Annotated in this window: 29 protein-coding genes and 1 pseudogene; 11 read left to right on the forward strand and 19 right to left on the reverse strand. The window is 35.3% G+C overall.

What is annotated here, in order from left to right; genetic code table 11:
- Nucleotides 1-277 precede the first annotated feature (277 nt).
- Nucleotides 278-1,495: a chromate efflux transporter gene (gene chrA / locus AC0IWE_RS04030; protein ID WP_463494839.1), complete on the reverse strand. Its 1,218-nt coding sequence runs from the start codon at nucleotides 1,493-1,495 to the stop codon at nucleotides 278-280.
- A gap of 35 nt (nucleotides 1,496-1,530) precedes the next feature.
- Nucleotides 1,531-1,866, reverse strand: coding sequence for a tetratricopeptide repeat protein (locus AC0IWE_RS04035; RefSeq protein ID WP_463494837.1), 336 nt, complete (start codon nucleotides 1,864-1,866; stop codon nucleotides 1,531-1,533).
- Nucleotides 1,867-1,998: 132 nt separating this feature from the next.
- Between AC0IWE_RS04035 and AC0IWE_RS04040 the strand changes: the two genes are divergently transcribed.
- The 8 genes from AC0IWE_RS04040 to AC0IWE_RS04075 all read left to right on the forward strand — a co-directional run bounded on the left by AC0IWE_RS04040 (nucleotide 1,999) and on the right by AC0IWE_RS04075 (nucleotide 7,219).
- A complete protein-coding gene (locus AC0IWE_RS04040; RefSeq protein ID WP_471792029.1) occupies nucleotides 1,999-2,736 on the forward strand; it encodes an electron transfer flavoprotein subunit beta/FixA family protein in 738 nt (245 codons plus the stop codon).
- A gap of 93 nt (nucleotides 2,737-2,829) precedes the next feature.
- On the forward strand, nucleotides 2,830-3,798 hold the full coding sequence (locus tag AC0IWE_RS04045) for an electron transfer flavoprotein subunit alpha/FixB family protein (protein WP_471792030.1): 969 nt from the start codon (nucleotides 2,830-2,832) through the stop codon (nucleotides 3,796-3,798).
- Nucleotides 3,799-3,904: 106 nt separating this feature from the next.
- Nucleotides 3,905-4,519 carry a bifunctional nuclease family protein gene (locus AC0IWE_RS04050; RefSeq protein WP_055913958.1) on the forward strand — a complete coding sequence of 205 codons (615 nt, stop codon included), beginning with the start codon at nucleotides 3,905-3,907 and terminating at the stop codon, nucleotides 4,517-4,519.
- Between the two features lie 182 nt (nucleotides 4,520-4,701).
- Nucleotides 4,702-5,547, forward strand: a complete 846-nt coding sequence (locus tag AC0IWE_RS04055) for an MFS transporter (RefSeq protein ID WP_471792031.1) — start codon at nucleotides 4,702-4,704, stop codon at nucleotides 5,545-5,547.
- 13 nt (nucleotides 5,548-5,560) lie between these two features.
- Entirely contained in the window at nucleotides 5,561-6,037 is a 477-nt protein-coding gene (locus AC0IWE_RS04060) for an MFS transporter (RefSeq protein WP_471792067.1), read from the forward strand.
- A gap of 196 nt (nucleotides 6,038-6,233) precedes the next feature.
- Nucleotides 6,234-6,479, forward strand: coding sequence for a DUF3667 domain-containing protein (locus AC0IWE_RS04065; RefSeq protein WP_471792032.1), 246 nt, complete (start codon nucleotides 6,234-6,236; stop codon nucleotides 6,477-6,479).
- Nucleotides 6,466-6,930, forward strand: a complete 465-nt coding sequence (locus AC0IWE_RS04070; protein ID WP_471792033.1) for a hypothetical protein — start codon at nucleotides 6,466-6,468, stop codon at nucleotides 6,928-6,930. The genes AC0IWE_RS04065 and AC0IWE_RS04070 overlap by 14 nt, the downstream gene beginning before the upstream one ends.
- A 67-nt stretch (nucleotides 6,931-6,997) precedes the next feature.
- On the forward strand, nucleotides 6,998-7,219 hold the full coding sequence (locus AC0IWE_RS04075; protein WP_471792034.1) for a hypothetical protein: 222 nt from the start codon (nucleotides 6,998-7,000) through the stop codon (nucleotides 7,217-7,219).
- Nucleotides 7,220-7,375: 156 nt separating this feature from the next.
- Here the strand turns inward: AC0IWE_RS04075 and AC0IWE_RS04080 are convergent.
- From AC0IWE_RS04080 to AC0IWE_RS04130, 11 genes and pseudogenes are all read right to left on the reverse strand, one after another.
- A pseudogene (locus tag AC0IWE_RS04080) lies at nucleotides 7,376-8,673 on the reverse strand (citrate synthase).
- A gap of 131 nt (nucleotides 8,674-8,804) precedes the next feature.
- Nucleotides 8,805-9,332, reverse strand: a complete 528-nt coding sequence (locus AC0IWE_RS04085) for a DUF3347 domain-containing protein (RefSeq protein WP_471792035.1) — start codon at nucleotides 9,330-9,332, stop codon at nucleotides 8,805-8,807.
- Between the two features lie 96 nt (nucleotides 9,333-9,428).
- The gene (locus AC0IWE_RS04090) at nucleotides 9,429-9,641 is read right to left on the reverse strand and encodes a hypothetical protein (RefSeq protein ID WP_471792036.1); all 213 of its coding nucleotides are present in this window, start codon (nucleotides 9,639-9,641) and stop codon (nucleotides 9,429-9,431) included.
- The gene (locus AC0IWE_RS04095; RefSeq protein WP_471792037.1) at nucleotides 9,625-9,882 is read right to left on the reverse strand and encodes a hypothetical protein; all 258 of its coding nucleotides are present in this window, start codon (nucleotides 9,880-9,882) and stop codon (nucleotides 9,625-9,627) included. The genes AC0IWE_RS04090 and AC0IWE_RS04095 overlap by 17 nt, the downstream gene beginning before the upstream one ends.
- Before the next feature lie 355 nt (nucleotides 9,883-10,237).
- Nucleotides 10,238-10,657: a hypothetical protein gene (locus tag AC0IWE_RS04100; RefSeq protein WP_471792038.1), complete on the reverse strand. Its 420-nt coding sequence runs from the start codon at nucleotides 10,655-10,657 to the stop codon at nucleotides 10,238-10,240.
- A gap of 119 nt (nucleotides 10,658-10,776) precedes the next feature.
- The gene (locus tag AC0IWE_RS04105; RefSeq protein WP_471792039.1) at nucleotides 10,777-11,499 is read right to left on the reverse strand and encodes a tRNA (adenosine(37)-N6)-dimethylallyltransferase; all 723 of its coding nucleotides are present in this window, start codon (nucleotides 11,497-11,499) and stop codon (nucleotides 10,777-10,779) included.
- A gap of 34 nt (nucleotides 11,500-11,533) precedes the next feature.
- Entirely contained in the window at nucleotides 11,534-11,707 is a 174-nt protein-coding gene (locus tag AC0IWE_RS04110; RefSeq protein WP_471792040.1) for an isopentenyl transferase family protein, read from the reverse strand.
- Nucleotides 11,707-11,949, reverse strand: a complete 243-nt coding sequence (locus tag AC0IWE_RS04115; RefSeq protein WP_471792041.1) for a hypothetical protein — start codon at nucleotides 11,947-11,949, stop codon at nucleotides 11,707-11,709. The genes AC0IWE_RS04110 and AC0IWE_RS04115 overlap by 1 nt, the downstream gene beginning before the upstream one ends.
- Nucleotides 11,950-11,990: 41 nt before the next feature.
- Nucleotides 11,991-12,344: a hypothetical protein gene (locus tag AC0IWE_RS04120; protein WP_471792042.1), complete on the reverse strand. Its 354-nt coding sequence runs from the start codon at nucleotides 12,342-12,344 to the stop codon at nucleotides 11,991-11,993.
- 196 nt (nucleotides 12,345-12,540) lie between these two features.
- Complete coding sequence (locus tag AC0IWE_RS04125; RefSeq protein WP_471792043.1) at nucleotides 12,541-12,903, reverse strand: hypothetical protein; 363 nt, start codon at nucleotides 12,901-12,903, stop codon at nucleotides 12,541-12,543.
- A 52-nt stretch (nucleotides 12,904-12,955) separates the two neighbouring features.
- Nucleotides 12,956-13,939 carry an MBL fold metallo-hydrolase gene (locus AC0IWE_RS04130; protein WP_471792044.1) on the reverse strand — a complete coding sequence of 328 codons (984 nt, stop codon included), beginning with the start codon at nucleotides 13,937-13,939 and terminating at the stop codon, nucleotides 12,956-12,958.
- Between the two features lie 659 nt (nucleotides 13,940-14,598).
- Between AC0IWE_RS04130 and AC0IWE_RS04135 the strand changes: the two genes are divergently transcribed.
- Nucleotides 14,599-15,648 carry a LacI family DNA-binding transcriptional regulator gene (locus AC0IWE_RS04135; RefSeq protein WP_471792045.1) on the forward strand — a complete coding sequence of 350 codons (1,050 nt, stop codon included), beginning with the start codon at nucleotides 14,599-14,601 and terminating at the stop codon, nucleotides 15,646-15,648.
- Here AC0IWE_RS04135 and AC0IWE_RS04140 read toward each other — a convergent pair.
- The 3 genes from AC0IWE_RS04140 to AC0IWE_RS04150 form a co-directional block, all read right to left on the reverse strand.
- The gene (locus AC0IWE_RS04140) at nucleotides 15,645-15,863 is read right to left on the reverse strand and encodes a helix-turn-helix transcriptional regulator (RefSeq protein ID WP_471792068.1); all 219 of its coding nucleotides are present in this window, start codon (nucleotides 15,861-15,863) and stop codon (nucleotides 15,645-15,647) included. The genes AC0IWE_RS04135 and AC0IWE_RS04140 overlap by 4 nt on opposite strands.
- Entirely contained in the window at nucleotides 15,830-16,081 is a 252-nt protein-coding gene (locus AC0IWE_RS04145; protein ID WP_471792046.1) for a hypothetical protein, read from the reverse strand. The genes AC0IWE_RS04140 and AC0IWE_RS04145 overlap by 34 nt, the downstream gene beginning before the upstream one ends.
- Before the next feature lie 332 nt (nucleotides 16,082-16,413).
- Nucleotides 16,414-16,581: a hypothetical protein gene (locus AC0IWE_RS04150; RefSeq protein ID WP_471792047.1), complete on the reverse strand. Its 168-nt coding sequence runs from the start codon at nucleotides 16,579-16,581 to the stop codon at nucleotides 16,414-16,416.
- A gap of 103 nt (nucleotides 16,582-16,684) precedes the next feature.
- Here AC0IWE_RS04150 and AC0IWE_RS04155 point away from each other — a divergent pair, with 103 nt between their 5' ends.
- Nucleotides 16,685-18,766, forward strand: a complete 2,082-nt coding sequence (locus AC0IWE_RS04155) for a TonB-dependent receptor plug domain-containing protein (protein ID WP_471792048.1) — start codon at nucleotides 16,685-16,687, stop codon at nucleotides 18,764-18,766.
- Nucleotides 18,767-18,785: 19 nt separating this feature from the next.
- The gene (locus AC0IWE_RS04160) at nucleotides 18,786-19,874 is read left to right on the forward strand and encodes an HmuY family protein (RefSeq protein WP_471792049.1); all 1,089 of its coding nucleotides are present in this window, start codon (nucleotides 18,786-18,788) and stop codon (nucleotides 19,872-19,874) included.
- Nucleotides 19,875-20,240: 366 nt separating this feature from the next.
- Here AC0IWE_RS04160 and AC0IWE_RS04165 read toward each other — a convergent pair whose 3' ends face one another.
- The 3 genes from AC0IWE_RS04165 to AC0IWE_RS04175 form a co-directional block, all read right to left on the reverse strand.
- Complete coding sequence (locus AC0IWE_RS04165) at nucleotides 20,241-20,420, reverse strand: hypothetical protein (protein ID WP_010602585.1); 180 nt, start codon at nucleotides 20,418-20,420, stop codon at nucleotides 20,241-20,243.
- Nucleotides 20,421-20,603: 183 nt separating this feature from the next.
- Nucleotides 20,604-21,188, reverse strand: coding sequence for a biliverdin-producing heme oxygenase (locus AC0IWE_RS04170; protein WP_055906665.1), 585 nt, complete (start codon nucleotides 21,186-21,188; stop codon nucleotides 20,604-20,606).
- Nucleotides 21,189-21,269: 81 nt separating this feature from the next.
- Nucleotides 21,270-21,689: a response regulator gene (locus AC0IWE_RS04175; RefSeq protein WP_055906668.1), complete on the reverse strand. Its 420-nt coding sequence runs from the start codon at nucleotides 21,687-21,689 to the stop codon at nucleotides 21,270-21,272.
- Nucleotides 21,690-21,691 lie beyond the last annotated feature (2 nt).

Raw genomic sequence — 21,691 nt, forward strand, 5'->3', positions numbered from 1 at the left:
TAGGCGGGAATCTTAAAGCGCTTGATTTCCAAGCTTTTTTGCCCTTCCAGAACCTACAACGATATATTCTACAATTTAAGGATCGTCATCTCGACTGAAGTGCAACGGAATAGAGAGATCTTTGAAGCAAACTATTAAAATCACATTTAAAGATTTCTCCACTATGGTCGAAATGACGATATCTTCATCGGAAAAGCATTAATAGCTGACAATATTAATCTTATCTGCTTTCCTGATGATTAATATTATTAATTTTTGTTTTATATAAGAATCAATACTAAAACAAATACCCAATCAAAATTCCCGCAAGTACAATAATTGGCGGACTTACCTTAGTGAAATTAAGCAATAAAAATGTTGCCAGCATAATGCCTAAAAATACCCAGTTAAAGCCCATGGGGATTAACAACAATACAAATGCAGCAATTATAAAACCAACACTAACTGCATTTATTCCCGAAAGACTATGACGGATTCTTGAAATCTTTTTAAGATCGTCCCAAAAAGGAACAATAAACAAAACGAGGATCAATCCTGGTAAATTAATGCCGATTACGCCAATTAATCCACCTAAAATCTGTCCCCACATCCCATAACCGAAATTCTTCATGCTCAACGCCCCTAAATAGCTGGTAAATGAAAACGTAGGTCCAGGCAAAGCTTGTTGCAGTGCGAAACCAGATAAAAAGCCTGATGAAGGCAAATAGTGTTTCATTTCTACAAACTCTGTAAACATCAGTGGTACAAGTACTTGTCCGCCTCCAAAAACAAGTATTCCGTTACGGTAAAAATTTTCGAGCAAACGGATAGGTAAGCTGAAAGGAGAAGTACGGTTAATAATTGCACCCACCAAAGCAAATAACAACAAGGCACCAATAAAGTAAATTAGTTTTTTAGGGTTGATGTTTGAAAAAAGTTTAACCCTTAATTCCGTTTCTTCTTTTGGTGTTTCTATGGCAGATGAAATCATACCCCCGATTAATATAGATAATGGAAATACATAAGCATTTCTCAACACCAAAGTGGCAATAACTGAAGCTATGGCTAAAAATATAGAAACCTGGGATGATAAAACCTTTTTGCCTAGTTTCCAGGCACCATAAGCCACAATGCCCAATGCAATTGGCTGGATATATTCTAAAATATCATTAAACTTTTGCTTCTGATCGAGCAGTGCATAACTTATGGCCGCAAAAGTCATAACAGCTGCAGTAGGTAGAATCCAGATGAGGAAAGTTATAATGGCGAGTTTCAGTTTCCCTACTTTCCAGGCTATACCCACCAATGTTTGGGTAGAGGCTGGCCCTGGTAGTACTTGTGCAAGGGCATTAAGTTCCAAAAGTTCTTCTTCAGAAATAAACTTAGTGTTATGAACAAAATATTTAAGCAACAAGGCTAAATGGGCCTGCGCACCGCCAAAAGAAGTAAAGGTAAAAAAGACTACGTTTCTAATAAACAGCCACTGTTTTTTAGCGGCAATAGGTTTGGTCTGCATGAGTTCAAACTGAAAATTGATAACTGCAAATGGAATTAATCATCTTCGTAATCCAATCCTGCGGCAGAATTGTATGCACCCTGCAATTCTGAAAATGCATGCATATCTCTTTTATTTCTGGCTACCTGCATTCCCTTTTGATAAATTTCGATTGCTTTCTCTTTTTGATCGTCTTTTTCCAATAATTTGCCAAAATGATAGTAAGTTCCAACATAATCTGGATGTTTATCAGTTAACTGAAGGTAAAAAGAATAGGCTTTTTCCTTATCATTTTGAGCGTTATACTCTGTAGCTAAGGCATATAGTATAAATGGATCGTTAGGATCACTCTCTAAAAATTCTAATAACTTACTTAAACGGGTGGATGACATTTTAATTCCTTGCTTTTTTAATTAAATTTGCAGAAAGACCTTATATAATAATGATATCATATATGAACCGATCAACAACTAAACAATTACAGTTCTAGATCGTTTCATAGCAATAAAAACCACTATTAACATATGAAAATATTAGTTTGTATCAGTAACGTGCCAGACACGACGACAAAAATAACTTTTACTAATGATAATACCGAATTCAATACGTCAGGAGTGCAATATATTGTTAATCCATACGATGAAATCGCTTTATCACGTGCAATAGAGTTAACTGAAGGTGGTAAGGGAACGGTAACCGTAATTAATGTTGGCGAAGCGGCTAACGATCCAACAATCAGAAAGGCACTAGCAATTGGTGCCGATGATGCGGTAAGGGTAAATGCTGTGCCTAGAGATGCTTATTTTGTAGCAAAACAAATTGCAGAATATGCAAAAGATAAAGATTTTGACCTGATTTTAACTGGTCGCGAATCTATTGATTATAATGGTAACCAGGTTGCGGCTATGGTTGGCGAATTCTTAGATATTCCATCTGTTTCAATCATTAAGAAACTAGAAATTGACGGTAATGTTGCAACAATAGAAAGAGAAATTGAAGGCGGTAAAGAAGTTTTAACTGTTTCTGGCAAATTTGTTGCCAGTTGTGCAGAAGGTGTAGCGGAGCCAAAAATTCCGAATATGCGCGGAATCATGAGTGCCAGAACAAAACCTTTAAACGTTGTAGAAGCAGTTTCTATAGAAGAAGTAACCAAGGTAACCAAGTATGAAACCCCTGCCCCACGTGGAACTGTTAAGCTTATTCCTGCCGATCAAACCGAACAGTTAATCAGCTTATTACACAGCGAAGCCAAAGTAATTTAGTTGGCAGCCAGGAGTTTTCAGTTAAAAAAGAGATAGTTAATCGAATTAATTTAATATAAATTCCCGTATAAGGGAATCTAGGGAATAAAATATATGTCAGTATTATTATATGTAGAACAAGCTGAGGGCAAATTTAAGAAATCTGTTTTCGAAGCAGTATCTTATGCCAAAGCCATTGCCGATCAGCAATCAACTCATTTAACCGCTATTTCTATTGGTAATGTTGCAGAAACAGAATTAAAAGAACTAGGTAAATATGGTGCATCAAAGGTTTTAAATGTAAGTACCGAGCAATTAAAAACTTTTGTAAATCAAGCGTATGCAAGTGTTATTGCTTCAGCAGCTGAAAAAGAAGGTGCTGATATCGTTGTTTTATCTAATTCATTCTCTGGTAAAGGTCTAGCTCCACGCATCGCAGTAAAACTTAAAGCTGGTTTAGCCGATGGTGCAGTTGAGTTGCCTAGCAATGATGGTAAATTTTCAGTTAAGAAAACCGCATTTTCAGGTAAAGCATTTGCCATTACTGAATTAACCTCTGCAAATAAAGTTATTGCCTTAAACCCAAATGCTTTTGGCGTTAAAGAAAATGCAACTGATGCAACAATAGAGAACTTTACAGCTGATATTAAACAATCAGATCTGGGTACTGTTATTAAAGATATTGTAAGAGCAACTGATAAGGTATCATTACCAGATGCAGAATTAGTAGTATCAGCAGGCAGAGGGCTTAAAGGACCTGAAAACTGGGGAATGATTGAAGAATTAGCAGGTTTATTGGGTGCAGCTACCGCTTGTTCAAAACCAGTTTCGGATGCTGATTGGAGACCACATTCAGAGCACGTAGGACAAACAGGTATTTCAATCAGTCCTAATTTGTATATCGCCATTGGTATTTCAGGAGCAATCCAGCATTTAGCGGGTGTAAGTTCATCAAAAGTTATTGTAGTGATCAATAAAGATCCGGAAGCACCTTTCTTTAAAGTGGCAGATTATGGTATTGTTGGTGATGCTTTTGAAGTTGTACCAAAATTAATTGAAGCATTAAAAGCGCATAAGGGATAAAAATAAGCCTTTAAATCTCGCAGTTTTAAAATGGCGATAGCCTTTAATGAGTTAGAAAAAGAGACTTATTAACCAGAATTAAACCTGCGAGGTTTGAAAAACAGATATGAAAAAAGTAAAATTAGATATTGTAGGTTTATCTTACAGCCAGACTCAATCTGGTGCTTATGCCCTTGTTTTAGGAGAAGTAAATGGACGTCGCCGGTTGCCAATCATCATTGGAGCCTTTGAAGCACAGGCCATTGCTATAGAAATTGAGAAAATGACTCCAAGTAGGCCATTAACACATGATTTATTTAAATCTATGGCCGATACTTTTCATATCAATATTCAGGAAATAATTATCTACAACCTCGTTGATGGTGTGTTTTATGCCAAACTGATTTGTAGCGATGGTAAAAATACACATGAAGTTGATGCCCGGACATCTGATGCAATTGCTTTGGCAGTTCGCTTTAATGCCATGATTTATACCTACGAATTTATTTTGGCTTCCGCCGGAATCGTTATTGAAGGAAATGACTTTCTTTTTCTCGAAAATATGGATTCTATTGCCAAAGAGCCTGAAGCCGATAGTTTGCCAACCTCTACCAAACAACAAGGCTACGGTGACCTTACCTTAGAAGAACTTCAGCAAAAATTACAGGAAGCCATTGCTGATGAAGCTTATGAGAAAGCTGCACGCCTAAGAGATGAACTTAACAAACGCGGAACTTCTTAAACTGTCTAAAAAAGACATTTTCTACAAAATACAATGAGATTTTTTCTAAAAATCACTAAATAAAAAGCCAAATCTCAAAATAGCCCAAATTGTTTAAAATAATTTGGGCTCATTTTGGATTATGATTCAAAATAGTTCTATATTCAGCTTTTACTTTCAATAAATCAAACTAAACTATTATTATGAACGTTAAGTTTCGCTTAACTATAATGAGTTTCATGCAATTCTTTGTGTGGGCTGCCTGGTTAATTACGATTGCAAATTACTGGTTTGGAACCAAACAATGGGATGGTGCAGATTTCGGAATCATCTTTTCTACAATGGGTATTGCTTCGTTATTTATGCCAACCATAACCGGTATTCTTGCCGATAAATGGATTAACGCAGAAAAACTATACGCCATTTTACATATTCTATATGCTGCTACCATGTTCTATTTGCCTCAGGTAGAAAATCCGCATACTTTCTTTCGGGTAATGCTGGTAGCCATGTGTTTCTATATGCCAACCATAGCATTAAGCAATTCCATTAGCTATACAACCTTAAAAAATGGCAATTTTGATGTAGTTAAGAACTTTCCTCCTATTCGCGTTTGGGGTACAGTAGGCTTTATTGCTGCCATGTGGCTTACCAATTTAACAGGAAATAAAGCAAGTGCAAATCAATTTTATATCGCCGGCATAAGTGCCTTATTTTTAGGTGTATATTCATTTACACTTCCGGCATGTAAGCCACTTAACTTAATTAGCGAGAAAAAAACATTTGCACAAAAACTCGGATTAGAATCTTTTAAATTATTTTCTGATTACAAAATGGCATTGTTTTTTATCTTTTCGATGTTTTTGGGTGCGGCTTTGCAATTAACCAATGCATATGGGGATGTATTTTTAGATGAATTTAAACTTTTTCCTGTTTTTGCAGAATCATTTGTAATTAAATATTCTACAATTATTTTATCCATCTCCCAGATCTCTGAGACATTGTTTATTCTGGCAATTCCATTTTTCTTTAAAAAGATTTGGGATTAAATGGGTAATTGCAATCGCGATGTTTGCCTGGGTATTACGATTTGGCTTATTTGCATTCGGCGATCCTTCTACCAATTTATGGATGATCATTACTTCATGTATTGTATATGGTATGGCTTTCGATTTCTTTAATATTTCAGGTTCTTTGTTTGTAGAAACATCAACTACGCCTAAAAATCGATCATCAGCACAAGGTTTATTTATGATGATGACCAATGGTTTTGGTGCTGTATTTGGTAGCTTGGTATCTGGATGGATGATCAATAAATATTTCACCACCTATTACAGCAATATCGGTTCATTATCAAAATATGTTAAAAGCGAAGCAGACAATGTGCACCTGCTTAAATTTTTAAATAATAAAGGGATAAGTGTTTTACAAAATGGAGATTTAAGTCGCGCTTTGGACGTAAAAGACTGGCACAACATCTGGTTGTACTTTTACCATTTATGTACTGGTTATTGCAATAGTTTTTGTAATTATATTTAAACACAAACATACGCAAGCCGAAGTAGAAGCCATTAACCATTTATAAGATCGATTTATCCCATGTCAGCCGGTAAGTATAGAAAAGAACACAATTGCTTAAACTGCGGTTCGCACGTTGAGAAACATTATTGCAGTGATTGTGGCCAACCAAATTTAGAATTCAAAGAGAGTTTCTGGGGCTTTATCAGCCATAGTATTGCGCATTATTTTCATTTCGACAATAAATTTTTTCGAACCCTCGGCTCCTCTTTTAACTAAACCTGGGCCGGTTACACTTGATTACCTGGCTGGTAAAGGCCGGCACATAAACCCGGTGAGCATGTATATTTTCGTATCGATTGTATACTTTCTTGTGGTTTATTCTCCAAAGCATGTAACAAAAGATTCGGATGAAAACCACGTGGATGTTGTAAAGAAAAAAGACCGGAATGTTACACGATAGCGTAAAAAAAGCATTAAAACTGAGTGGAATCTCAAAAGAAATTGCTACTAAAGCCACAACTACAATAGATGAGGCCATTAAAAAGCAAGAATTTGTAAAGCTTGGTTTTGCTGATCAGGAAAAAGAACTGAGCAGATTACATGCAGAAAATTCGAAGTTAAAATCAGACTCACTTGCGGATATTATTGAAGAATACAATGATATCCATATCGAAAGGAATGATAGCACTTATGCTGCTTATTTATCCAGACAGAAGAAATTGCCGCTTTCTGAACAAGATGGCTGGTATGAGAAATTAATTAAAAAAAGAGCAATCACCATTGGCGAAAAATCGGAAGTAATTCAGGAAACTTTGGAACACAACCGGCCAAAACAATTTTTCTTGCTTATGCCATTATTAGCGTGGTTTATTATGCTCGATTTTTCGGAAAAACCGCATCTATTACCTTGATCACCTGATTTTTACCATTCATGGTATGATGGTTTACTTTATCGTGTCTATTTTTACTCAACCCATCATGAAACATGTGTTTGGTGAAAGTTCTTTAATGAGTAATATTATTGAAATTGCAGTTACTATATTCTTATTCTGGTATATGTTTAAGGCACTTACAGTCTTCTACCAGCGTAAAACATGGAGTACAATTTTTAAAATATTCTGGATATCGATCCTTTATGCGGTTGCTTTCAAATTATCAGAAATGGTGATGATCAACCTGATTTATTATGTAGCTACATAAATTGTAATACTCATCAAATGTAACCATTGGATTTATTCAAGGCTCGATGAAGCGAAGATGCTGAAATAAAATCAGCATGAGGATTGCTTGATAAAAATAACACAAAAAAAACCACTCGAAATATACTCGAGTGGTTTTTTTATATGTTTTACAGTATTATTTTCTGTCTTTCAATTCAACAAATTCTCTATCCGTTTCGCCAACATAAATCTGACGGGGACGACCAATTGGTTCCTTGTTTTCATGCATTTCTTTCCATTGTGCAATCCATCCTGGTAAACGGCCTAGCGCAAAAAGAACAGTAAACATTTCTGAAGGGAAACCTAAAGCACGGTATATAATACCTGAATATGAAATCTACGTTTGGATATAATTTACGGTCGATAAAATATTGATCAGTTAAAGCTGCTTTCCTCTAATTTTTTAGCGATTTCTAAAATCGGATCATCGATACCTAAATTCTCTAAAATATCGTCACAAGCCTTTTTAATGATTTTTGCTCTTGGATCGAAGTTTTTGTAAACACGATGACCAAAGCCCATCATACGGAAAGGATCGTTTTTATCTTTTGCCTTTGCAATCCATTTTTCTGTATCACCACCATCTGCTTTAATTAGCTCAAGCATATCGATAACAGCCTGGTTAGCACCACCATGTAATGGTCCCCAAAGTGCAGCAATACCAGCAGCGATAGAAGCATATAAATTACAATCAGAAGAACCTACAATACGTACTGTAGAGGCTGAACAGTTTTGCTCGTGATCTGCATGCAGAATAAGCAATTTGTTCATCGCATTAACAACAATTGGATTTACATCATAATCCTCTGTACGTTGTCCAAATGTCAGTCCAAAGGAAATTGGTTACATAGTCATATTTATTTTTTGGATAAATTAGCGGATGACCTAATGATTTTTTATAAACAAAAGATACAATGGTAGGGAATTTAGCCAAAAGTTTAATAATGGTTAATTCCTGTTCTTCAGCAGTTTGATTTGGCTTTAAACACTCTGGATAAAAAGTAGATAATAGAGAAAATTAACGAGCCAAGTTGCCCCATTGGATGAGATCTTGATGGATAACCATCAAAAAATTTATCTTCATATCCTCATGGATCAACGTATGCTTGCTTATATCAGCCTGTAAATCTTCCAATTGTTGTTGCGTCAGGAAGATCACCATAAATGATCAGGTAAATTACTTCTAAGAAACTTGATTTTGCGGCAAGTTCTTCGATAGAATAACCTCTATATTTTAAAATGCCTTTTTCACCATCTAAAAAAGTGATTTTACTTTTTGTGAGAACCAGTATTTTTAAAACCAGTATCTAAAGTTACAAAGCCCGTAAGATCTCTTAATTTTGAAATATCAATGGCTTTTTCATCTTCTGTTCCTGTAATTACTGGCAATTCTATTGTTTTACCATCAACTTTAATCTCTGCAATATCTGACATATTATTGTATTGTGTTTATAGCTTCTAAATTATATAAAATTAATATACATGCATAACAAATCTGTTAAATTAATATGAATAATTGGTCAAAATGACGTAACAATCATGCTTAATTTAACGGCTTATGCTATCTATTTTGACTTGATCTCTTCTGCAACCCTACCACACTCCAGCATTTCATTTCCATAATAAGGATTTCTGATTTCCTTTTCTGTTGATAACCAGTCTCCTCCATCACCTTTATTTGCCATCGGGCAGTGTTGAACATAAATTGTGCCTTTTTCGATTTCAGCATTTTTTAACAAAGCAATTAAATCGGCACTTAAAACGGTAAAATCTTTTCGTTGGGAAACAAGGTTATTACTGGCTGCAATTTTACTGGCTACACCAGCAGTAGGTTCGCAACCTTTATAGGCAGCCAAGCTGGTTTGTAATTGAGAAGCAGATTTTTGGGCAGCGGCAGAATCTGATTTCACCAATGCATCTTTTAAGGTTACATATTGGCTAAATATTTCAGATTTTTGTTTGTCTTTTATCGAAACCTCATTTTTAACAGTTAATGAATCTGTTTTAGTGGAATCTTTTTCTGTGGATTTTTTATCGACCTGATTGCAGGCCATTAAAACGGTGAGTATTGCTAATCCGAATATTCTTTTCATTGTATTTGGTTTTCGGCTCAAATTAGCAATTAAAATGGTAAATAAACAAAAAAGTCCCGATTTTCATCGAGACTTCAATATTATATGATCTTTTAATTATAATTTAAAATTATAAGCTAACCTCAAGTTAAATTGTCCTGTTTTCATGAAATAAAGATCTGAAGCGCTATTGTTTACATAACCTTCATATTTCACGCCAAGGTCTAAACCGTTTTTCCATTCGTAACCTAAACCACCTGTGTAGATAAAGTTCATGTTAGCACCGTCTTTAATTGCTAAACCAGAACCTAATTCAGTAGCAAGGTACATTACTTTCGATCGGGAATACCCTTGCACCACCTAGTAATGGAATAAATTCGAATTTAAGTGGACTTCCTTTCCATTTTAAGCGGGTATAACCACCAGATGCTGTAACAGCTACATAAGGGCTTAAATCATACTGAAGTTTAACATCAGCACCATAACCGTAATCCATTTCAGATTTATCAGGAAATATACCATAGTTTACACCTACACCAATTTTGAAAGCCATACCACTTCCTGTCGTCATAGTTTCGGGTAGAACTCATTGTTTGTGCTTTTAAATTAGATGTGGTTAAAATTGCAAGAGCTGTTTAATGTCGTTGCAAAAAGTTTAGTAACTGTTTTCATTTTAAGATATTTTAAGTTATTAATTAAGGGTTTCGGTTATATACGATAAAATATCTTAAACGGATTTTTAAATTTTCATTTTTTTCAGAATCTTATGAAATAAAAAAAGCCCCCTTAAAAAGGAGGCTTTTAACTATTTAGTGAGTAAGCGATTACAAGCTAAATCCGTAAGCTAAACGTAAACCAACATAACCTGTACTAGCACCATCTCTTGCTAAACCTTCGTATTTAAGACCAAGGTCAAGACCATTGCCTCAAGCAAAACCTACTGCAGGAGAGTAAACGAATGATGTTCCGCTACCTTCATTGGTACCAAAACCAGCACCCAATTCTGCTAAACCGTAAAAACCAGATCCAGTAGTGTCAAAGAAATATTTAACACCTGCTTTTACAGGAATGTATCCAAAATCTGTTCCATCAACTGTAATATTTCCAACAGTAATATCTTTAGCTAGGAAACGGGTATAACCAGCGGTTACAGGAATAGATAATTGTTTATCGATGTCAAATTGATAACGTAAATCCGCACCCAGTGCAACATTGTATCCTTCACTTGTAGGTATACCACCAATAATACCGATTCCTAATTTTTGAGATTGTGCATTAGCATTTGTAGAAAAGAAAAGTGCCACTACAGCTGCTGAAGTAGCAAGAATTTTAGTAATTGTTTTCATTTTTAAGGATGATTTAATGAGTTAAATATATTATGCATCAACAATTACAAAGGCTGTGCCAAAAGCTATTTTATAAAGCAATTTAGGAGATAAACCAACGCTAAAATGACTAAAAATAGCTAAATCGTTTTTTCTAAAACTTTTTCTATTACGAGGTGTTGTAGGTGGTTCGTTTGTGACGCCGCATCAAGCCAAATAATGTTTACACTGTCCTTTTCCATCTTCCTGAAAAAAGTATTTTGCCGTTTGGCATATTGGCAAATGGCTATGCCAAGTTTTAATTTTAACTCATCTAAAGTATATACCCCATCGAGGTAGTTTACAATAAATTTATATTCTAACCCGTAAAAAGTCAGAATTTCTTTGCTAATTCCATCTTTAAGCAGTTGTTCTACCTCCTCAATCAAACCAGAATTGAATCTTTGATCTAATCTCGCCAAAATTTTTCCCCGGGTGATTTCCACTTCATTTTTTAATCCAAAAACGATGGGTTTTAAAACCGGTCGGTCTATAATTTCGAGTTGATTGTATTTTAAGAAATCTGATATTTCCAGTGCCCTGATCATCCTTTTTTTTGATGATAAATCAACATGATCCAGGCTTTTGTGGTTATTGCTTTGCAATTGATCTATAAGTTCTTCTTTGGATAAAAGATTCAATTGATTTCTTAATTCTTCATTTACCGGAATGGCTGTAAAAGTTTGATTTTGCAAAAGACTATGGATGTACATGCCAGTACCTCCACAAAGAATTGGCATTTTATTTTGCTGTGTTATTGATTCGAAGGCTTTGTAAAAATCATTTTTAAAAGCATTAACATGATAGCGTTCACCTGGTTCCAAAATATCAATAAGATGATGGGGAATTGTTTTATGATCAATCTGATATTCCTGAAGATCTTTCCAGTTCCAATATCCATGCGTGCTTAAAAACCTGGCGGCTATCGGCACTTATTATCTCCCCATCCAGTGCATCAGCTACCTGTACAGCAAGTTTGGTTTTACCTGATGCCGTTGCGCCTAAAATGATGATGAGATTTGCCTTTTCCATTAAAACCTGAGAATAAATTTTATACTTCCTGTATTAAACACCTCTTGTCTAGCTGTTTGATAATCCTTTTTTATCAGCCGTTTCAAATTTTCATCCAATAAATAAACCATAGGTTCTAAAATATCAGTTTGTTCGAATCCCAATTTGGTATAGGCCTCTCCTGCCGACCAATCACGGTCCGCATAAGTCATTAAATCATTCGGTTTGTAGGTTTCTAAAAAATGGGATATTAATTTACTCAATCCACCGGTTATGGAATAACCAGCTTTAACCGCAAATCTGATCAGCTCGCTGAGCGGTAATTTTCGCTATGATTCATTTTTCTCAAAGCTGAAAAAGTGGCCACCGCAACTAACTCTTCCTTTTCGAATAAGCCAAGTTTATAACGGCTGCTTACAGAACCTTGCAAATGGTTTTGATTTAAAAACTCATCTGCTTCGGGCTTTGTTACTTTAAATATTTTTGTTTTTCTTCCGTGAATGCGTACGTTTTTTCCAAGTAAGGATTTAATGCGTGCCAACACTAAAACAGGCCTGGAGAGCCAGAGATCTTCCCAAAGATGCACAAGCTTAATATTATTGATGGCGTAAATTTCTTGTAACTGAATGAGTTTCTCTGCTGAAAACGGATTTTGCAAACTTACCAAATGAATAATAATGTGATGGTTTAATTGCAAGAGTTGAAATCCATCTTTTAAAAAATAGCAGCACTCAATTTGGTTGTTGGCTAGTGCTATGCTTAAATGATGATGCCAGTTATCTTCAGCGTTTAAATTATTCAATCAGCAGCAGGTTATGGAGAAATTATTTGCCGCAAATTTAACGATCAAATCATTAAATCCATTGTTTTTCTTTAAAGTTCGTGTGGATAATTTCGATTAGCGTTTCTACCTCCTTTAACTTGTTATCATCAAGTGTAGTAATTTTTAAGCCAGCTGTATTGCCTCCAAAATCAACCAGCTGTTCATTTTTTGAAGTAAATTCTGACGTATTTATTTTTACTTCCACCTCGCTCCCGTTAATGTAAACGCCAGTAAAAAATCGTTCTGTGATTTTCTTACCATCCAGCTCGATATTTTTTTCACTATATAAATCGTATTCGGTTTCAGAATTTTCATGCACTGTATAACCCATTGCTGCGTAAGGTTGTATGCTTGCTCTAATGGTTTGAAAAATTTCTACAAGATCAGTTTTCATAATTCTATTCGATTTTAGAAATTAAACAGCGTACAGCCATTATTGTTTAGGTTTATTGTTCGAGCCACCAGTTTTCGGTAGGTAAATATTCATTTAGAATCACGGTTTCTCTGAATCTGGGGGTAACTAAAGGCAATTGTTTCAGTGAGGCGGCCTCTACAATTCTTTTTATTGGCTCATTCCATGGGTGCATGGCCAGGCTAAATTTACCCCAGTGTACCGGCATTAAAACCTTTGCTTTTAAATCGATCGCCGCCTGAACGGTTTGTTCAGGAAGCATATGGATGTATGGCCAATATTTGTGATATTGCCCACATTCCAATAAAGCGAGATCAAACGGACCAAATTCTTCTCCAATTTTGGCAAAATGCGTGTCATAACCCGAATCTCCGCCTAAAAATAGTTTGTAGTTGGCAGTTTTTAGTACAAATGCAGACCATAGGGTTTGATTTCTTTTAAACTTCCTGCCTGTAAAATGCCTTGCAGGAACAGCCGTAAAATTCAAGTTGTTAAATAAAGTAATGGATTGATTCCAACCCAATTCGTTGATCTTTTCGGTTATAATGCCCCATTTTTCTAAATGTTCTCCTACACCAAGTGATGTAACAATTGATTTTGCTTTAGGTGCAATTTTAAGGATACTTAGATAATCAAGATGATCGTAATGGTCATGTGTGATTAAAAGGATATCGATATTTTCAAATTGATCTGCATTTACCACATCTGTACCCAAAAAAGCTTTGCCGCCAATAAATGAAAACGGAGATGGCGTTTTACTAAAAATAGGATCAACCAGTATCCTAAACCCATCTATTTTAATCAGGTAAGATGAATGTCCGAACCAGATAATTTCAGGATTGTTGTTTTTGGTTTTTCCGGCAATATCCGGTGTAATAAATGGTAGTGCTTGATCTGGCGATTTTCCAGGGTTTTTCTGAAAAAGGAATGCTTTTAAAATTGTAAAAAAACTCACCCCTTCAGGCTGCATAGGTGTAATTGAAAGGTTTTGCAAAGCACCATCACGGTAATTAGGCATTTGATGGATTTACTTAGCCGTAAACCTTTAGGTAAGCGACCGAAAACCGGTAAATTTATGATGATGATAAAAAGCACTACTATGAAAAGTAGGATATATAAAATTGCCATTTTGAAAATTAATGCAACCAAAGTAGCAATATGATTTCAGAAATGTAGCGTGGCGAGTATATATGACGTATGAATTACTTCTTCTCGAGTCAGAAATTAAAAATGTTTACACATTCAGGCATGATAATATCACAAATGGAGCTATTTTAAATAATCCTTTAATTAAAAATGATTTTATACCTTTGAAACGGGTTAAACATATAGCTTAGATAACTTATTGTACCTGCATGCAGGAAAATAACCCAAATTGGCGAGGAGTGGTACGAACACTTCTCGTTTTTTGTTTAAATACCCCTCCAACCGGAGGGGCATTTTGTTAATCATTGGGGTATGTTTTATCGTAATGTTAATTCAAATTTCGAGTGCTGGAATTAATTTATATTTATAAAAATTCTAATCTAATTTTTCAGTCGTTAAGGCCTGATTATTTGTCGAATGTATTGATATTTACATCATGAAGGAAAGAATCGACAAAAAAAACAACGCAAACGTTTGATTAATTTTGTATTATTACATATTGAAGAAATTTAATGTAGTTTAGCAATTACAATGCAATCGAAACCAACAACCATTAAAGAAATAGCCAGAATTTTAAACATTTCTCCTTCCAGTGTTTCCAGGGGATTGCACGATCATCCCAGCATCGGACGGTCGGTAACAAGAGAGAAAATTAAACAACTGGCGAAGTCTCTAAACTATGAGCCAAATAACGCTGCAATCTTATTTCAAAAAGGAAAGACTTACACTATTGGCGTAATTTTACCTGAACTTTCTGAGCATTTTTTCTCTATTGCCATTTCTGCAATTGAGGATGAAGCAATTAAGAAAAACTATACAGTTATTTTTGCGCAATCGCATGATAACTATGACCAGGAGGTTAAACTCGTAGAAAAGATGAAAAATCAGCGGGTAGATGGTTTATTGGTTTCTATCAGTAAAGACACTTCAAAGTTCGATCACTTTGAAAAGTTAAATTCTTTCAATATCCCTGTTGTATTTTTTGATCGCATCCCTCCTTTTAAGAACGTTCATTATGTTGCCTGTAGTTTGGAAAGTGCAACCATTAAAGCAGTTAATTATTTGCTAAAAAAAGGACATAGAAGTATTGGGATGATTAATGGACCAACTACATTGTATGCCAGCGAAGAACGTAAGGATGGATATATGCAGGCCATTACTTTTAATCGCTTAAAGTTCGATCCTTCATTGGTTGTAAATTGCGATTTAACTGAACAAGGGACTGTTGAAGCTGCTGACCATTTTTTAAACCATAAAAGAAAACCTACGGCAATTGTTACTTTTAACGATTATGTTGCGCTCTTTTTAATTAAATATTTTAAAAAGCTTAATGTAATCAACGATTTTGATGTGGTGAGTTATGCAAACCTGCCCATTATCAGTTATTTAGATAACTCGCCTGTGGCATCGGTTGAGCAATATCCTTATCTACAGGGACAAAAAGCCGCAAACATTTTGCTGGATCTTATTCATAGTCCGAATTCCGAAAATCAGGCTTATTACAATACAATTGTAGAATCTGATTTAATTGTGAATGAGGTTAAAGATTCAGAGAAACAAACGTTTGCGCTAAGTTTTTAGTTTTTATTTAAAATTCCGGGTAAAATTTGATACTTTTTTTTGAAAGCTACTATAAAATGCTGTGCGTTTTTATAGCCTACAAGAAAGGCCACTTCGTTTACGGTTCTTTTTTCTTTTGCCAGCAGATCATGGGCTTTTTCCATCCTGATTTTATATAAATAACCAAAAACGGTATGTCCGGTTAATTCTTTAAAACCCTTTTTAAGTTTATAGATCTATTAATTCCGGCTTTGCGCGATAACTCCATTAATGAGTACGGCTTTTGTACATCCTGTTCTACCAGGTATTTAGCCAACATAATCTTATTCACATCGTCTTTTTTTAAGCTAAACTTGGGCTCCTCATGCTTTTGATTCATGTAAATGATCAACAGTTGAAATATTTTTGCTTCTATAAATAAGCGCTTTGCCCTTCCCTCGTGGTTATGGAACATTAAATCCTTTAGTATTAAAGCGATGTCTGGAGAAATTGATTGCTGTTTATGGAAAGATGTAATATTATCGAATTGATAACCTGTTATTTGACTAAAATATGTTTTTGTAAATTGTAGATATAAATATTTGCTGTTTTCAGTCAGGCTAAAATTAATTGCAGAAATTTTGCCTTCATTGATATTTTGTTGATCCCTGGTGAGGGATAACAATCTATCTTTCTGATGGTTAAAATAATAATCGATTATACCATTTAGGCAGAATAAAAAGCCAATATTCGAATTGGAAGTTTCGAAAAAAAAGCTTCCTTCTATTGGTTTCGACCTCCATTATACTATATGTGGACTCCATTAAACCACTTTTCTTTTAAATTTAACACTGCATTTTCCGTGCGCAGGTCTGTTTCCTGCTCACAGATATCTTCATTACTATCAAAATTTTCAGGGTAGCTTTTTTGATAAAGAATATTTCCGTTTGAGCATGTTGAGAGTTTAAATTCCATAAATGATTTAATCCGTTTGGCGGTATTAATTATCCGTTTAGCGTTATCTGCTTTTTGTGATTATGTACAAATTTGCACAATTATTTATAATTAGTCTAAATAAATGAAAATACATTTATCAATTGCTTTATCGCTTTTTGGATTTGTAACTGTTGCTCAGGAAATTAAAGTTGATAGCACGAAGGCAAATGATTTAAAAGATGTTGTGGTTACGGGCCAGTACGGACCGCAAACATTAAAAAATTCGGTTTATAACATTAGAACGATCACTGCTGAGCGGATAAAACTTAGAGCTGCCAACAATGTGCAGCAGATATTAAATACTGAATTGGGTTTTCGCTTTAGTAATGATTTAACCTTAGGAACTACTGATATACAGTTAATGGGGATGACGGGTAGAAATGTTAAAATCCTTTTGGATGGTATACCTATGGCCGATCGATCGGATACGCGTGAAAGTTTAAACCAGATTGACATCAATACGATTGAGCGGATTGAGATTGTGGAAGGACCGATGTCGGTAATATATGGAGCAGATGCACTGGCGGGAGTGATTAATATTATCACCAAAAATCCGGATAAAAAATCACTAAACCTTTCTGCAAGGATTCAGGAAGAAACCGCCGGCGAGGAATATGAAGCTTTAACAGGGAAAGGAAATCACACGCAAAATTTTAGCGCGAACTGGAAGAATAACCATTGGAGTGTGTTGGCCGGCTTTACGCATAACGATTTTGGCGGCTGGAATCTGGCAAGTAAAACAGCAACTATAGATGAAGTGAATGCTGTTACAAACCGGTGGAAGCCTAAGCAACAAGTATTAGCCAATACTAAAATTGGTTACCGGTATAATAATTTTAATATCTGGTACCGTTTAGATGGCCTAAAAGAAGATATTGATGTACGAAACGGGCTTAACCCAAACAATTACAAAGGTTTACTTCAAACATATACCACACATCGCTATACACAACAGCTTCAATCAGAATATAAAATTAGCAATAAGCTGTTTCTTTCTGCCGTTGCGGGTTTCACCAAACTTGATCGTGCAACTAAAACAGTTATTCATGATTATGCCAATAATACCGAAGAATTATCAAGTGGCGCCGGAGCGCAGGATGTTGCAAAATTTAATGCGACTAATTTCAGGGCAACTGCAATTTATAATTTAAGTCAATCAGTTTCATTTCAACCAGGCATCGAATATAGTAGAGATGCAGCAAGTGGGCAGAGAATTAAGGGTTCGCCTGTAATTAATGATTATGCGGCATTTTTTACTGCTGAAATTAAATTGGCTGAAGCGATAAATATCAGACCAGGAATAAGATTGATCAAAAATTCAGTTTATGATGCCCCTCCTATTATCCCATCACTTAACGCTAAAATCATCCTGACTAAAGATCTTGATTTTCGTTTAGCATATGCAAAAGGTTTTCGTTCACCTGCGCTAAGAGAATTATATTATGATTTTGTAGATGCCAGTCATAATATTTTAGGTAATCCAAATTTAAAAGCAGAAGAATCGAATAGTTTTAATGGCTCGCTTGTGTGGGTGGTTAATCACGACCGCGATATTGAGTTCCGTTCTTCTTTAACCGGTTTCTACAACCTGGTAAAAAACAGGATTGATTTTGGCCTGTCTCCAACAGATAATTCAATTACCACGTTAATTAATATTTCTAAATACAAAACCACTGGTGGTACTCTTGATAATGTTATCACTTATAAAAAGAATCTACAGGCTAGTTTAGGGCTATCTTACATTGGCAGGTATAACGATTTAAGCGGAAACAATACTATAGAAACTCCTCAATTTGCCTGGGCTACAGAAATAAATTCGAATATTACTTATACACTTGCCAAACTACGCGGAAGTATCAGTTTGTTTTACAAATACACAGGCGCACTGCCTAGTTACCAGCTTATTACCGAAAACAGTACCAGCACAGTTAAACTGGTAAAGATCAGCGGTTTCCATACAGCTGATTTAATGCTGAACAAAAATCTATTTAAATCTTTAACCATTAATGCTGGTGTTAAAAATCTATTTAATATAACACAATTAGCCAACAGCTCAACAGCAAGTGGCGGGGCACACAGTACTGGTGGTGCAACTGTACCTTATAGCTATGGCCGCACTTACGTTTTGGGCTTAAGTTATAACCTGGATATAATTAATTTATAATAACATAATCACAATAAACATGAACAAATTTAACTCAATGACCGCTATTGCTTTTTTAGCAATAACATTTACAGCTTGTAAAAAATATTCGGATGAACCTATTATAGTTGTACCGCCATCTGATGGAAGTACTTTAACACTTAACGGATTAATTGGTGCTGAAGCAGGAAGTGCTGCTGGTAATAGTGTTTATGTTGATTTTAGTGCCGATAAACAAACTTCAGCAGCGAGAGCATCGTGGGATTTAGGCTTTTACAGCGGGGCCGATTTCAGGGTTATTTTGAACAATACTACTAGTGCAGGTGCAAAAGTAATTACTACTGCAAGTGCGAGCCTTGCCACAGTGGGCGAAGCAGATACATTAGGTTTAACCCTTGCCGTTAGTCAGGCAAATCCAATACCTGCACACTTTGCTTTTTTTGATGCCATTGACGGTAATCTTTCTAACACGGTAATTCCTGCTGTTTCAGCTACAGCTGCAGATAATAAGGTAATCATTTTAAACCGTGGTACAGGTGGTGCTACTCCGGCAAAATCATGGATAAAACTTAAAGTTACCAGAAATGCTTCAGGAGGTTATACTTTACAATATGGTAAAATCGAAGAAACCACCAATTTTACAACAGTTGATATTCCGAAAGACGGAAACTTTAACTTCAAATTTGTATCACTTACAAATGGCACTGTTGTAAATGTAGAGCCTGAAAAAGCAAACTGGGATTTGGTATGGACATATTCTGTTTATCAGACATTATTTGGCAGCGATCTTGTTCCATATAATTTTTCTGATTTAATATTCATTAACAAACTTGCTGGTGTTACCGCAGCTGTGGTAAATACCAAAACAACAACGAAAACTTACGCCGGTTTCACAGAGGCTGATATTGCAAGCGCTACTTTCTCTGCTGACAAGAACACAATCGGTTCAACATGGAGAACTTCTCCAAATCAGCAAGGTGTTGGAGGAGGCGTTAGCCCAGATTTTTTCTACTTAATTAAAGATGCTTCAGGTAATGTTTACAAATTGAAATTTGTAAGCTACATTTCTAGCGATGGTGGTACACGCGGTAAGCCGGTTATCGAATATAAATTGATTAAAAAGGGATAAATAAGATTACCGCTCACTGAATTTAAAAATATGTTTTGTTAGTTGGATAAAAGCTCTCCGCGATGGGGAGCTTTATCTTTTTTGGGCCAAGCTATAGACTTTAGAGGTTTGATATTCATGTTGCTTTTTAACCACAGTAAGTATGGCTCAAGATAGATACCAATGCATTAGAGCGCAAAAGTTTATATTCTGTTTAGCGTTAGCTAATTAAGATCCTGAAACAAGTTCAGGAAGACGATTGGTGGCTTCTTGAGATTTTGGAAATATAAATGGTACGGCTCTATCGACTTCATAAGTCAATTTTGCCCTAAACGCAAAAAGGGCCCTGGCATACCAGAACCCTTTTTGTTTCTTACTCGCGAAATATTATTTTCCAGAGTTTTTCTTGTCAGTTACTTCTGCACGGATTTCTTGTGCTAAAACTTTAAGATCTTGCATTGCTTTACGCACACGAGTACCAGCAGCTGCATTGCCAGCATTATAAAATTTTTCTACATCTGCTTCAATAGCAGCAACAGCAGCTTTAACTTTTGAGAATTTTTCCATCGCTAATTGATGTTTTTAAGGTTTAAAAAATTTATTTTTTTCAATAATACATATTTACCTTGAATTAACAACAGAAAGCAAATATTTATTTGAAAGAAGTTTTGCACATTTACACAATCAAAAAAATGCCCTGGAAGTATTATAGACGTATTTTTTTGAATTATAACGATAAATTACAACAACTTAGTTGAGCTGTTTGGATAAGTTGATCAGGTTAGCGAAGGTTTGGTTTGCACTATTAACGCAACGTTCGTAATCTGCTTCTGGAACACGTTCGTTTATTACTGAAACAAATTTTTTCCATTTTGCGCTAAGTGCTTCACCATAAACCCCGTAATAATTTAAACCACTTTCATGGTCATTAAAATTTGGGTTGGCCAATATATGCTTCTTAATCACGTTTCCGCCCAGTGTTGCCCCTTCCAGCACATATAATGCACCCAGCACTTCTGCCGTATTCTTTTGAGGTACAAATAGTTCGAAATTTAAACCAGGTAATGTTAAACTATCGATTTCCCAATAATTGAGGTCGCTTTCCAATGCAGATAATTTTAACCTGCCGTTCATTTCCAGCTCTGCTGCAATTTCCGCATCGAGCATATTGGCGAGCATATTTTCTAATTTTTGGTGGATGATGTAATTGATGGTCAGGAGTTTTTTATATTGATCAACTGTTAATGAATTGTTCATAATCTCATTCACAAACATTAACGATTCTAAAGCTTTGTGGTTTTCGGCGGTTTCTGTTCTCAATAAATTGGCAATCATATCTTTCAATAGTATTATAATAAGTTTAAAAAGAAAAGATCCGGATAATGATACCCGAATCTTTCTATATTTTTTATAAATCTAGTTTAACCTTAAATGTTGATTAAACCAGAAATCGTGGACTGAATGTACACATTTTACGAGGTTTTCATATCCGGTAGGCTTGGTTAAATAAGCATTGGCACCAAATTCTATCGAGGCTTTAACATCATCCGGATTATCGGAAGTGGAAAATAAGATAACCGGAATTGTTTTAAGGTAAGGAATATCCTTAATGAATTTTAACAGATCTAAGCCTGATAAACCCGGCAGGTTAAGGTCGAGCATTATCAATTTCGGTTTTGTTTTAGTATCGGCAAAACTTTGAAGTTTTTGTAATGCTTCTGCCCCATCTTCAACAATAGTTAGGTTAAGCGTATCTTTTACTTCCTGCACGGCACTTTGCATAAAAAATGCATAGTCCACATCATCTTCAACATAAAATATATCCGGCGTTTTCATTT

The organism is Pedobacter sp. AC402, from assembly GCF_979252805.1.